Raw genomic sequence first — 12578 nt, 5'->3', positions numbered from 1 at the left:
CCTTGGACAGCCCTTAACGAAGGGCCGAGGTTAACGTCCGGCAACAAATTCCCGTTCGACGTGAACGGATGCGGAAGGGACACATTCATGGTCAAGCTTCTGAGTAAACTGCGGCGCCGCGACGAGGGCGCCTCCGCCGTCGAGTACGGCCTGCTGGTGGCGTTCATCGCCCTGATCATCGTGGTCGGCGTTGGCCTTTTCGGTGGGGCCCTGAACACCTTCTTCAGCGGCCTCGCCACCGATATCGGCGCCTGGTAGCCAAGCGCAAGGTGGATCGGTACTGCGATCCACCTGCGATCGCTAGCACTTGCTGCAGTTCGGGGATGGGCGGTTGGCCGCCCATCCCCGAACTGGCGGGATTCGCATGCACACACCCTCGTCGCGCAGTAGCGGGTGCGTCAATAGCGATTCGACCAAAGAGCGGTGCCTCCACCACTCGCCAATCAGGTTCCCATCCTGTTGGTAAACGCGGTCCGGAACACTCCTTGGAAAGGGTGACGATGCTCGCTGGTGAGGCGGCAATGGGCAAGGCTAGGCGGCCGCTGGACCGGGGCGCGGCAGCGGTGGAGTTCGCTCTGCTGCTGCCGGTCGTACTGCTTGTCGTCTTCGCCATCATCGATTTCGGACGGATGCTCAACGCGCAGATCGTCATCAGCCAGGCAGCACGGGAGGGCGCCCGTGCCGCCGCACTAATCGATACGAGCGCGGGCAGGGCACGGGTTGCGGAAGCGACGGGAAACAGCCCCCTCGTCACTCCAACCATCAGAGGCTGCCCGGGGGCCCCGGTGTCGGGCGACGACGCCTCTGCCGAGGTCAGGTACACCTTCTCCTACATCACGCCGCTCGGTTTCATGATCGGCAGCGGCGGGACGACGCTGAGGGCTACGAGTGTGATGCCATGCGTGCATTGAGCGATCCGTCCGAAGCGCCCGAGTCGGCGGCGCGGCGGCCGGGCCGGGGCGGGATTCTTCGTCGCCTTCGGCGCGACGACCGCGGCGGGGTCGCCACCGTCTTCGGCGTCCTGTTCGCCGGTGGCGTGCTGCTCGGCATGCTCGCGCTCGTCGTGGACGTCGGCCAGCTCTACGTCGAGCGGGAGGAACTGCAGAGCGGCGCGGACGCGGCGGCTATCGCCGTTGCCAAGTCCTGTGCCGCCGATTTGAGCACGTGCACCGACGTGAACCGCAGGAACATCGCTGGCCGGTACGCCAGAGACAACGCCCGGGATGGGGCCGCCAACGCATTGACGATCTGCGGTTCCGTGGCCGGCGTGGCGGACCTGTTTCCCTGCCCCGCTCGGGCCGGCAACTTGACCAGGTGCATCGATGGCGCACCCTCCGGATCGGGGCGCTACCTCGAGGTGCGCACCAGCACGGCCACCTCGGACGGGTCGACGCTGCTGCCGCCGTCCTTCGCCAGGGCCCTGCTCGGTAACGAGGACTACGAAGGCACCACGGTCGGGGCCTGCGCCCGGGTGAGCTGGGGCGCGCCGAAGGCTGGCCTGGCGGTGACCTTCTCGAAATGCGAATGGGATCACGCCACGAAGAACGGGGAACATTTCCCGGCCCCGCCGCCCTATCCGGCAAACCCAATCCCGAGTCCCGGCGACGCGTACGAGGTCGTGTTGAGGACCCACGACTCGAAGGATCCAAGCAGCCTCTGCCCCGGCGAGAAGGGCCCCCCGGGCTGGGATGCCCCTGGCGGCTTCGGCTGGTTGCAAGACGATGGCGCGTGCAAGACGGAGACGTTCACGGCAGGCCCGACCGGCGTTGTCGAAAAGAACTGCACCGAAGTTCTCGAGCCGGTCACCACCGGTGCCTCGGCCGCGAAAGTTCTCTACATCCCGATCTACGACACGGTCGCAGGCACCGGCAGCAAAGCCAAATACCACATCGCCGGAATGGCCGCGTTCGTGCCCACCGGCTACTTTCTCGGTACTCCCGCCGCGAAACGAAGGGCGTCCTGGCTGACCGGCAAGGAGTATTGCAGCGGAGAAGACCGCTGCCTCTACGGCTACTTCGTGGACGTCCTGCGGCCGGGGCCGGTGGAAACCGGCCCGCTCGACCCGCTCGGCGCCACCGTCATCTCCCTTATCGGCTAACTCGCCCGCCAGATCGAACGACCAGGAAGCCCCTCATGACACGTCGGATCGTCACCATCATGCTCGCCATCGTGATTGCCGCGATCGGCACCGCCGGAGTGCTCTTTTACGGTTTGAGTGCGGACGCCCGGGCCAGGGCGCGGATCACCGATGCGGTGACGGTGGTGGTCGCCACGGCCCGAATTCAGTCCGGCACGACCGGCGCGCGGATTCAGGCCGACCATCTGGTCCGGACAGAGCGGATGCCGAGGTCGTCGGTGCCCAGCGACGCACTGCCGGCGGTGAGCTCCGAGTTCGACAAGCTCGTCGTCACCTCGAACATCGCCGAGGGTCAGGTCCTGCTGAAGGCGAACTTCGGCCAGCCGAGCCAGGTGACCAGCGGGCTGGAGTTGCCGGACGGCAAGATGGCGGTGACGGTGCAGACCGGCGCGCCACAGCAGGTCGCGGGATACGTGCGGCCCGGCTCCGAGGTCGCGATCTTCCTCACCTACAAGCTCCTCGACAAGGCGGGCCAGGAGAGCAAGATCCAACGAACCCGGCTACTGCTGGAAAAGGTCCAGGTCATGGCCGTCGGCACCTACACCCCGCCGCGCGACACCAAGGACGACACCACGACCGGCGAAACCGCGTCGGCCAGGAACGGGACTCTCCTGGTCACCCTCGCGGTAGGCCAGAAGGAGGCGGAGCGGCTGATCCTCGGTCTCAACACCGGCAGCCTCTATCTCGGCCTGCTCACCGACGCGGTCCAGGCCAAGCCGGGCGGCGGCGTGGAGAACACCGACAAGGACACCCATGTGGACTCCATCTTCCAGTGATGCGGACGGAGTGAACCCATGACCATCCTGTACGAGCCGCAGCCCCGCGACGCCCAGCGGGTCGCCGTGCTGCTCGGTGGCGACGTACATCCGGCAGCGGCGCGCGAGGACCTGTCCCGGCTGCTCGCCGAACGCCCCGCGGAGCAGCTGGTGGTCCTCGGACCGGGCGTCGAACTGCCCGAGGCACTGGCCATCGCGTCCGAGTACCGGCTCAGCCGCCCCGCCCTCGGCGTGGTGCTGATCCGCGTGATGGTGGACATGGTGCTGCTGGGCGAGGCGCTGCGCGCCGGCGTACGCGAGGTGGTGCCGGTCGACGACCGGGTGGCGCTGCTCACCGCATGCGCCCGGTCGGTCGAGATCTCCCGGCAGATGGCTCCGGTCAGCCCGGTGGTCCCGGAACAGGCCGGCCTCCAGCAGGAAGCCAAGGTGATCACGGTGTTCGCGGCCAAGGGCGGCTGCGGCAAGACCACCATCGCCACCAACCTGGCGATCGCGCTGGCCGCCGGCGGCACCCGCCGAGTGGGCCTGATCGACCTGGATCTCGCCTTCGGCGACGTGGCGATCATGCTGCAACTGGCACCGCAGCGCGGCATCGCCAACGCGTCCGAGTTCGGTGCCGGACTCGACGAGCAGGCGCTGCGTGCGCTCTTCACCCCGTACAGCCCCGGCCTGCATGCCCTGCTCGCGCCGCCCGGCCCCACCGAGGCGGAGCAGGTCTCCCAACAGCTCGTCACCAAGGTGCTGGGCCTGGCCGGTGGCATGTTCGACTACCTGGTGATCGATACGCCACCGCAGTTCAACGAACACGTGCTGGTCGCGCTGGAGCGGTCGCACCTGCACGTCCTGCTCACCACGCCGGACATCCCGGCCCTGAAGAACCTGCGCATCACCCTGGACACCTTCGACCTGCTGCGACTGCCGAACGAACAACGACTCGTGGTGCTCAATCGGTCCGACGCCAAGGTCGGGTTGACCGCCGCCGACATCGAACGCGTCATCCGGGTCCCGATCTCGGCGTACGTGCCGTCCAGCCGGGACGTTCCGGTCTCGATCAACAAGGGGATTCCGATCGTGGCTGACAGCCCAGCACACCCGGTCAGCAAGGCGATCCGGGACTTCGCCGCCGGCCAGCTGGCCGACACCGCGGCGAGCAAGCCCACCTCGCAGGGCCTGCGCGGCCTGTTCGGGCGGGGCGGTAAGCGATGAGCCTGACCGAGCGGATCGGCCGCCACCATGGTGAGCCAGGCGAATGGCGCCCAGCCGCGCGTCCCATGCTGACGGAGTTGCGGCGGCGGGTCCACCAGGAACTCCAGGAGATCCTCGGGCCGACGCTCTACAGCGAGCGCTCGACGGAGGTGATGGAGCGACGGGTACGCGAGACCCTGCAAGCGGTGCTCTCCCGTGAGGAGACGGCGCTGACCGGCGCTGACCGGGGCCGGATCACCGCCGAGATCTGCGACGACATCCTCGGCCACGGCCCGATCGAGCCGCTGCTGCGCGACCCGGACATCAACGAGATCATGGTCAACGGGCCGGATCGCATCTACGTGGAGCGCAGCGGGCGCATCTTGCCGGTGGACGCCGCCTTCCTCGACGAGGAGCACCTGCGGCGGATCATCGACAAGATCGTGGCGCGGGTGGGCCGGCGAGTCGACGAGAGCAGCCCGATGGTGGACGCGCGGCTGCCGGATGGCAGCCGGGTCAACGCGGTGCTGCCGCCGGTCGCGCTCGACGGGGCGAAGCTGACCATCCGGAAGTTCGCCGCCGACCCCTACGGCATCGAGGACCTGATCGGGTTCGGCACGCTGAGTCGACCGGTGGCCAACCTGCTCGCCGCGTGCGTACGTGGTCGCCTGGACATCCTGATCAGCGGCGGCACCGGTACCGGCAAGACCACCACCCTCAACGTGCTGTCACAGTTCCTGCCACCCGACGAGCGGATCATCACGATCGAGGACGCCGCCGAGCTGCACCTGCACCAGCAACACGTGCTGCGGCTCGAGGCCCGGCCCCCGAACATCGAGGGCCGGGGCGAGGTGACCATCCGGGACCTGGTCCGCAACGCGCTGCGGATGCGCCCGGACCGGATCGTGGTCGGCGAGGTCCGCGACGGCGCGGCGCTCGACATGTTGCAGGCGATGAACACCGGTCACGACGGTTCGCTGACGACGGTGCACGCCAACTCCCCACGGGATTCGCTGTCCCGGCTGGAAACGATGGTCCTGATGGCCGGCATGGATCTGCCGATCCGCGCCGTCCGCGAGCAGATCTCCTCCGCTGTCGACCTGATCGTGCACCAGAGCCGGCTCCGTGACGGCACCCGCCGGATCACGCACATCACCGAGGTCGTGGGGATGGAAGGGGATGTGATCAGCCTGCAGGACATCTTTCTCTACGACCACCGGGCGGGGATGGACGCGCACGGGCAGCTCACGGGCATGCTGCGCCCGACCGGCCTGCGCCCGCGCTTCGTCGAGAAACTGGCGGATGTGGGCGTCATGCTCGATCCCGCAATCTTCGGCCTCACCGCGCCCCTTCGATGACGGGATCGACGAGCATCGTGAACAGTGCAACCCGGTGGCGGGTCCGCAGGGCCGGCCTCATCGGCGTACTCGCTGTCCTGGCGGCAGTCCTGGCGCCGCCGCCGGTTTCCGCCGCTCCGGCCGGTAGCCTCGCCGTGTCCGGGCTGACGGCGTCGCCGGGCAAGGTGCGGTTCCTGCTGGCGGCGCGTGACCTGCCCCTCAACTCGGTGCTGGATCCGGCGACGGTGCAGGTCGCCGTGGGCGACACTACGCTGCCCGTCAGCGCGGACCGGGTCGACCGCTCGGCCGGCACCTCAACGGACCTGCCGGCGCGCGCGTTCATGGTGGTTCTCGACGTGAGCGGGTCGGTGGCCGGTGCCCGGCTGGAGGCCGCCCGCGCCGCCGCCCGCGCGTTGGCCGCCAAATTGCCGGACGATGTACGGCTGGGTCTGATCGCGGTCGCGGACAGCCCGCGCCTCCTGCTCAGCCCGACCGACGACCGGGCCGCGTTCACCCGGGCGCTCGGAAAGCTGAACGCGAAGGGCGAGACGGCCCTCTACGACGGGGTCCTCCTTGGGCGCGACACGCTGGAGAAGGCGGGTTTTGGTCCGGACTCGGATCGGCGGATGCTGGTGCTCTCCGACGGTGCGGACACCGCTTCGACCGCCACCCGACCCCAGGTAGCCGAGGCCCTCCGCATCGGCCGCCTACCCACCGACGTCGTGGCTGCGCAAGCCACCGATGCCGGGCTGAAGAACCTGAAGGCGCTCGCCCAGGCCGGGGGCGGAAACCTGCTCACCGCAGCCGACAACGCTTCGCTGGCGCAGAAGTTCCGCGTTGCCGCGTCGACCTTCTCCGTGCTCCTCGCCGTCGAAGCGCAGGTGCCGAACGCCCTGGCGCGGCAGAGCGCCGACCTCGTCGTGACGGTGACGGTCGCCGGCGGGCCGCTGGCTCTCTCGGTGCCGGTGGCGTTCGTGGATCCGGTGCCGGATCCGGCCGCTGCCGCACCGAGCCTGGCGCAGACCGGCTTGCCGGCCTGGGCGATCTGGGTGGTTGCCGGGGTCTCCTTCGTCGGCCTGCTGCTGGTGGTGCTGCTGCTGGCCTGGCCGCGCTCGGCGGCGACGGAGGAGCGGATCCGGCAGATCAGCCAGTTCGGGCCGGCTCGGGCCGAGCCGTCTCCCGTGACGCCGGAGACCGGCCCCACCTTCCTCACCAGGAACGTGCTGGCGGCGAGCGCCACCGTGCTCCGATCGCGCGGTCTCGATGCGCGGATCAGCCTGCGGTTGGAGCAGGCGGGGATGCGCCTGCGCCCACACGAGTGGGTGCTGATGCAGGCCAGTGCGGTGGTGACCGGCGGAGCGCTCGGCGTGGCCGTACTCGGTTGGCTCGGGCTGTTGCTCGGGGTGCTGCTCGGCTGGCTCGGCCCGCGGTTCTATCAGTCGTTCCGGGCCGATCGCCGGACCCGTCAGTTCGTCGAGCAACTGCCGGACGCCTTGCAGTTGGTGACCGGTTCGCTGCGGTCGGGCTTCTCGCTCGGCCAGTCACTCGACACCGTGGTCCGCGAGGCACCGAACCCGATCGCCGAGGAGTTCGGCCGGGCGCTGGCGGAGCATCGGCTGGGCGCCGACCTGGCCGACGCTCTCCTGCGGGTGGCGGACCGGACCAGGAGCGAGGACCTGAAGTGGGCCGTCATGGCCATCCGGATCCAGCATGAGGTCGGCGGCAATCTCGCCGAGGTGCTGGAGACGACGGTCGACACGATGCGCGAACGCAGCCGTCTGCAGCGCCACGTCCGCGCGTTGAGTGCCGAGGGCCGGCTCTCGGCGTGGGTGCTGATCGGACTGCCCATCGTGCTCGGCCTGTTCATGTTCACCATCCGCGGTGACTACATGCGCCCCCTGGTCAGCCAGCCGCTGGGTATCTCGCTGCTGGTGGTGGGCGTGTTGCTGATGCTCGTCGGGATCTTCTGGATGGTCCGGGTCGTGAAGGTGGAGGTCTGAGATGGGCGGCATGGCCATCCTCATCGGGGCGGGTGCGGCCGTTTTCGTCGGAGTCACGCTCATCGTGGTCACGATCGCCTCAGCCAGCTTCGACCGGGTCGGCGTGGCCAAGGGCCTGACCGCCATCGACCAGGTCTACTCCGCAGGGCAGGCCGGACCGGGCGATGAGGCGTTCAGCCAACGGGTGATCTCGCCGCTGGCCGATCGGATGATGCGGATCGGCCGTGCGCTGACGCCCGCGAGCGGGATCGATCGGCTGCGGAGATGGCTCGATTTCGCTGGAAACCCGGCGTACTGGACGGTGGACCGCGTCTATGAGGTCAAGGGGCTGGGGCTGATCGGGCTCGCCGTCTGCGGGGGCGGCCTGGGCTCGCTCCTCGGTGGCCTGACCGCTGCGATCCTGGGGGGCGCGCTCGGTGCGGTGCTCGGGGCCTACCTTCCTGACTTGATCATCTATGAGTTGGGCTATCGGCGGCAGGAGGCGGTCCGGCGGTCGCTGCCGGACATTCTCGACACGCTGACGGTGAGCGTCGAGGCGGGACTCGGGTTCGACGCTGCGCTGGTCCAGGTGACGCGTTACGGCCGGGGCCCGATGGCCAGCGAGTTCGCCCGTACCCTCCAGGAGATCCAACTCGGTATGACCCGGGTGGACGCACTGCGGCGGCTGGGCCAGCGTACGAAGGTCGTCGAGCTGAAGACGTTCTGCGCACTCATGGTCCAAGCCAGTGAACTCGGCATCCCCATCGCCAAGGTGTTACGCGAGCAGGCCAAGGAAATGCGCGTGCGGCGGCGGCAGCGGGCCGAAGAGTTGGCCCAGAAGGTGCCGGTGAAGATTCTTTTCCCGCTGGTGTTCTGCCTCTTCCCGTCGTTGTTCATCGTCGTGCTCGGGCCTGGCGTGATCAACATCCTGCAGAGCGGCTTGTTCCGATGATCCGAACAACAGGACATGCAGGTGACGCGCGCTTCGCTGCGGCTCCAACTTCCCTTGAACGGGAAGGGTGGGACCGGGCTGCCCGGGATTGAACGCCTTGATGGCGTCGAGGCCCTGCGACTGGTGCCAGTGGCGATGCTTTGAGCGGCGCCGTCCGGTCGGCGGCGTCAAGCGGATCTTGACGCCCCCGGCCACGCTGGCGCGGCGGCGAGCTCGGGGGGTGCGGTGTGTCCTCTGGGCAGGTCGTTGGCGCGAATCCGTATGACGGCCGCGATCACGTCATGGTCAGGGAAGGTAAGTTGTGGGACATGTCTGAGTTGGCATTGCCGATTCGTACTGACCGACTGCTCCTACGTCAATATCGGCTGGATGACGTGGATGCCTTGCTCGCCTACTACGGCGACCCGCTGGTTGCTCGCTACGTTCCCTGGGAGCCGTGGTCGCGCGAGCACGCGGCCGAGCAGGTCGCCAAGCGCATCAACCGTTTGGGTGTAGCCGGGATCGACTCCGCTCTGGCGCTGGTGGTCGAGCACAAGGGCGAGGTCGTCGGCGATGTTGTTCTGTGGCCGGCTGACGAGACGCTGTCCCGGGGTGAGATGGGCTGGATTTTCCACCCGTCGATGTCCGGCCGTGGGTTTGCCACTGAGGCAGTTCGAGCTCTCATCGACGTGGCCTTCGAGCACTGCGGCATGCACCGGGTCATTGCTCGACTCGATGCGCGCAACGAGGCATCGGCGCGACTGTGCCAACGTGTGGGCATGGTCAAGGAAGCGCACCTGCGCCAGGACTACTGGATGAAGGGCGAGTGGGCGGACACTCTGATCTACGGACTGCTCGCCGAGCAGTGGCACGGCTAGCCAGGGGCATGCTTGCGGATCTCCTCGTCGGGCAGTCGTAGACCGTCCAGCCTCCCGTCCGGGTGGGGCTGTTAGCCCTTGTGCACACTTGCGCCGAGTGCTCGACGATACCCACGACGTGTTCCGTGGGGGCCGGAAGATAGCGCCGGCTACTGCCGCATCCTCGGATCGCCTGTGGGGTCGGCATACATGGGAGGGCAGCCACGATCGATCGACTGAGGGCGCAGTTCATAGTGCCAGGGCTCGTTGCCGTAGATCTGGCACAGTCCGTATTCGGCGCCGTTTTCTGACAGCCACTCTGTGGTTCTCAAGGGGCGGAGGTCGGCCGCTTCCCCGGAAACGTGAGAAGAGGTGTCCGGGGTGGCGACCCAACGGGCGGCTTCCTTTTCCGAGCCGTATTTCGAGACCGCCTCACGAAGAAGCTGTTTCTGATATTCGGGGGAACGCCAGCCACTGTTGATGTAGAACTCGATGCTGTCGTGCGCGGCATCCGTTGCCGCTTTACGCAGGGCCTGGAGCAGATCCGGGTCGAGGTTGGTTACGCCGGGATACTCGTCATCAAATACTGTCACGGTGTCGGGGAGGGCACCGTCAGCTTCGGTAGCGGTACCCCCGTGATCGCCCTGAAGGATTTCGCTGAGCGAGGGCGCCGTTGACGATGTTGACTGGTAGACGAGGGTTCCGATGATCGCGGCCGCGACGACGATCAGGCCGACGGCGATGGGCCGCCTGCGGGCCCTTGTTCGTGCTGCTGTGATTTGACTCATGCTGTCAGTCAAGGCAGGGTCTTGTTGTCAGCCCGTATGTGGTTTTCGGTATGCCGACGATATGCGCCGGCTCGTAGCATCGTGAGCATGCGTGTGTTGGTCGTTGAGGACGAGCCCTACATGGCAGAGGCCATCCGCGATGGGTTGCGCCTGGAAGCGATCGCGGCTGACATCGCCGGTGACGGCGACACCGCTCTGGAGCTGTTGAGCATCAACGCCTACGACATTGCCGTCCTCGATCGCGACATTCCCGGGCCCTCCGGTGACGAGATCGCCGAACGCATCGTCGCTTCCGGCAGCGGCATGCCGATCCTGATGCTCACTGCTGCCGACCGGCTTGACGACAAGGCCTCCGGGTTCGGGCTCGGCGCCGACGACTACCTCACGAAGCCGTTCGAGCTCCGAGAGCTCGTACTCAGGCTCAGAGCGCTCGACCGCAGGCGCGCGCACAACAGACCGCCGGTGCGGGAAATCGCAGGTCTGCGTCTGGATCCGTTCCGCCGGGAGGTCTACCGGGACGGCCGGTACGTCGCGCTCACCAGGAAGCAGTTTGCCGTGCTCGAGGTCCTCGTCGCTGCCGAAGGCGGTGTCGTCAGCGCCGAAGAGCTCTTGGCGCGAGCGTGGGATGAGAACGCCGACCCCTTCACCAATGCCGTGCGCATTACTGTCTCGGCATTGCGCAAACGGCTCGGCGAACCCGGGATCATCGCCACCGTGGCCGGCGTCGGCTACCGCATCGACACAGCATCCGGCATCGGTCGTGAGGACGGGGGCCGTGGATAGGGCGCCTGGTTTGAGCGTTCGCCTCAAACTCACCCTCAGCTACGCGGGCTTCCTCATGCTTGCAGGTGCCCTGTTGCTCGCCGCGGTGTGGGTGTTCCTGCTGCGTTACGTACCCGAGGTGATCAACACCATCGGTGGGATTCGGACCCTCAAGGCCGACCTGGTGCGCGCCTTCACCCCGGCGGCGGCCGCAGTGCTGGCGTTCCTGCTGGTGTTCGGCCTCCTGGGAGGATGGATCCTCGCAGGCAGCATGCTCGCGCCCCTGGCTCGCATCACACATGCCACACGCCTGGCCGCGAACGGATCACTCTCCCACCGGATCCAGTTGGAAGGCCGCGAAGACGAATTCCGTGAACTCGCCGACGCCTTCGACACCATGCTCGCCCGGCTCGAAGCGCACGTCGCCGAACAGCGGAGATTCGCAGCCAACGCCTCGCACGAGCTGCGCACCCCGCTGGCGATCACGCAGACACTGCTCGACGTGGCCCGCAACGATCTGAACCGCGACACCGGCGAACTTGTCGACCGCCTCCACTTCGTCAACGCCCGAGCGATCGACCTCACTGAAGCATTGCTCCTGCTCAGCCGCGCCGACCAGCGGTCCTTCACCCGAGAATTCGTCGACCTGTCCCTCATAGCGGAAGAGGCGACTGAAACGCTTCTCCCGCTCGCAGAAAAACGCGGCCTCACCATCGAGACCTCCGGCGACATCACCCCCACCATCGGCTCACACGCGCTTCTGCTGCAGATGACTACGAACCTCATGCACAACGCGATCGTCCACAACCTGACTGAACAGGGCACCGTGTGGGTCACGACCAGCCTTCATCCCAAGACTGTGGTGCTCACTGTCGAGAACGCCGGCGAGATGCTCAGCCCGCTGTTGGTCTCGACACTCACCGAACCGTTCCAGCGCGGCACCGCACGCATCCGCGGTGACCATGCAGGTGTCGGCCTCGGCCTGGCAATCGTGAAGAGCATCACCCAGGCACACGACGGCATCCTCACTCTGATCCCCCGGCCCGCTGGGGGTCTCTGCGTCACGGTGCAACTCCCCGTCGCGCCACCGCACACTGGCAGATGACGATCGGCGGTACTGCCGCACGGCTCCGACCCGGCCGAGATCGGCCAGTTCCCTAGTCGGGTCGGTGGCCGCGCTGCGTACCAGCGTCTCCCCGTGATCGGCGGAAGTAGGAGACCGTGGTCGCGGCGATCAGCACGGCGCCAACAAAGAAATAGGTGTTGATCCCAAGGCCGGCCCAGAGCTCAGCCGTGGAGATGTCTTCCGCCCCCACAAAGCCGCCTCGGCGGATACCGGTAGCCATCAGCAGGTTTTCGACCATCCCGGGAACCCCTCGGAGGACGAGTAGCGCGCTGCCAAACCACAGCGGCGTGAGTAGCGCCCCCCGAGGGACGCTTCGTCCCCATGGCCGGACGGTGGCTACAACAACAGCCGCCCCGACGGCCGACATGAGGATGAGAGTGATGTTGAAGATCACGTACGCCCTTCGGCCCCAAGGTCCGTCGCCGGTCGGATCGTCGCCGGGGAGGAACACCGCTACCACGTGGGACACGACGAAGAAGATCAGCCACGCGAGCGTGCCGTACGCCCAACGAGGGCTGCCGTGAACTCTCACCCCACCAAGATCGTCGCCTAGGGCGCCATGCCGCCTCCCATCCCGAGGGGATTCATTTCCCTGACCCGAGGGAGGCTCGAATTCTCGGGCACACCCAACTTGGTACCGCGACCAGCGGCATGCTCCCTGGGCAGTACACCTAGACGATCTATTCCAAGGGATGCGGGG

General features: G+C 67.4%; 13 protein-coding genes. 11 read left to right on the top strand and 2 right to left on the bottom strand.

Features of this window, described 5'->3' with window-relative positions; translation table 11 throughout:
- The 9 genes from A6A27_RS41965 to A6A27_RS41920 all read left to right on the top strand — a co-directional run.
- Positions 1 to 258, top strand: a 258-nt coding sequence (locus tag A6A27_RS41965) for a Flp family type IVb pilin (protein WP_241825730.1), incomplete at its 5' end; no start/stop codon positions are given.
- Positions 259 to 500: 242 nt separating this feature from the next.
- A complete protein-coding gene (locus A6A27_RS41960) occupies positions 501 to 911 on the top strand; it encodes a TadE/TadG family type IV pilus assembly protein (protein ID WP_241825731.1) in 411 nt (136 codons plus the stop codon).
- A complete protein-coding gene (locus tag A6A27_RS41955; RefSeq protein WP_073840211.1) occupies positions 908 to 2098 on the top strand; it encodes a pilus assembly protein TadG-related protein in 1191 nt (396 codons plus the stop codon). Before A6A27_RS41960 ends, A6A27_RS41955 begins: the two co-directional genes overlap by 4 nt.
- A 35-nt stretch (positions 2099 to 2133) precedes the next feature.
- Positions 2134 to 2913, top strand: coding sequence for a Flp pilus assembly protein CpaB (gene cpaB / locus A6A27_RS44730; RefSeq protein ID WP_073840210.1), 780 nt, complete (start codon positions 2134 to 2136; stop codon positions 2911 to 2913).
- An 18-nt stretch (positions 2914 to 2931) separates the two neighbouring features.
- On the top strand, positions 2932 to 4119 hold the full coding sequence (locus A6A27_RS41945; RefSeq protein ID WP_073840209.1) for an AAA family ATPase: 1188 nt from the start codon (positions 2932 to 2934) through the stop codon (positions 4117 to 4119).
- A 65-nt stretch (positions 4120 to 4184) separates the two neighbouring features.
- The gene (locus A6A27_RS41940; RefSeq protein WP_241825729.1) at positions 4185 to 5456 is read left to right on the top strand and encodes a CpaF family protein; all 1272 of its coding nucleotides are present in this window, start codon (positions 4185 to 4187) and stop codon (positions 5454 to 5456) included.
- A gap of 17 nt (positions 5457 to 5473) precedes the next feature.
- A complete protein-coding gene (locus tag A6A27_RS42715; RefSeq protein ID WP_143194466.1) occupies positions 5474 to 7435 on the top strand; it encodes a type II secretion system F family protein in 1962 nt (653 codons plus the stop codon).
- A 1-nt stretch (position 7436) separates the two neighbouring features.
- Entirely contained in the window at positions 7437 to 8366 is a 930-nt protein-coding gene (locus A6A27_RS41925; RefSeq protein WP_073840207.1) for a type II secretion system F family protein, read from the top strand.
- 308 nt (positions 8367 to 8674) lie between these two features.
- Positions 8675 to 9223, top strand: a complete 549-nt coding sequence (locus A6A27_RS41920) for a GNAT family N-acetyltransferase (protein WP_073840215.1) — start codon at positions 8675 to 8677, stop codon at positions 9221 to 9223.
- Between the two features lie 149 nt (positions 9224 to 9372).
- Here A6A27_RS41920 and A6A27_RS41915 read toward each other — a convergent pair whose 3' ends face one another.
- On the bottom strand, positions 9373 to 9990 hold the full coding sequence (locus A6A27_RS41915) for a M15 family metallopeptidase (protein ID WP_073840206.1): 618 nt from the start codon (positions 9988 to 9990) through the stop codon (positions 9373 to 9375).
- Positions 9991 to 10077: 87 nt separating this feature from the next.
- Between A6A27_RS41915 and A6A27_RS41910 the strand changes: the two genes are divergently transcribed.
- Both A6A27_RS41910 and A6A27_RS41905 read left to right on the top strand, forming a co-directional pair.
- Positions 10078 to 10773, top strand: a complete 696-nt coding sequence (locus tag A6A27_RS41910; protein ID WP_073840214.1) for a response regulator transcription factor — start codon at positions 10078 to 10080, stop codon at positions 10771 to 10773.
- Between the two features lie 10 nt (positions 10774 to 10783).
- Positions 10784 to 11857: a sensor histidine kinase gene (locus A6A27_RS41905; RefSeq protein WP_274534637.1), complete on the top strand. Its 1074-nt coding sequence runs from the start codon at positions 10784 to 10786 to the stop codon at positions 11855 to 11857.
- A 52-nt stretch (positions 11858 to 11909) separates the two neighbouring features.
- Here A6A27_RS41905 and A6A27_RS46755 read toward each other — a convergent pair whose 3' ends face one another.
- On the bottom strand, positions 11910 to 12116 hold the full coding sequence (locus A6A27_RS46755; protein WP_241825728.1) for a hypothetical protein: 207 nt from the start codon (positions 12114 to 12116) through the stop codon (positions 11910 to 11912).
- Positions 12117 to 12578: the final 462 nt, after the last annotated feature.

Origin of the sequence: Micromonospora sp. CB01531, assembly GCF_001905095.1 — a bacterium.
Taxonomy (GTDB): Bacteria; Actinomycetota; Actinomycetes; order Mycobacteriales; family Micromonosporaceae; genus Micromonospora.
The sequence above is the reverse complement of the archived record's forward strand: the minus strand, read 5'-3'. Positions and strand labels throughout refer to the sequence as shown.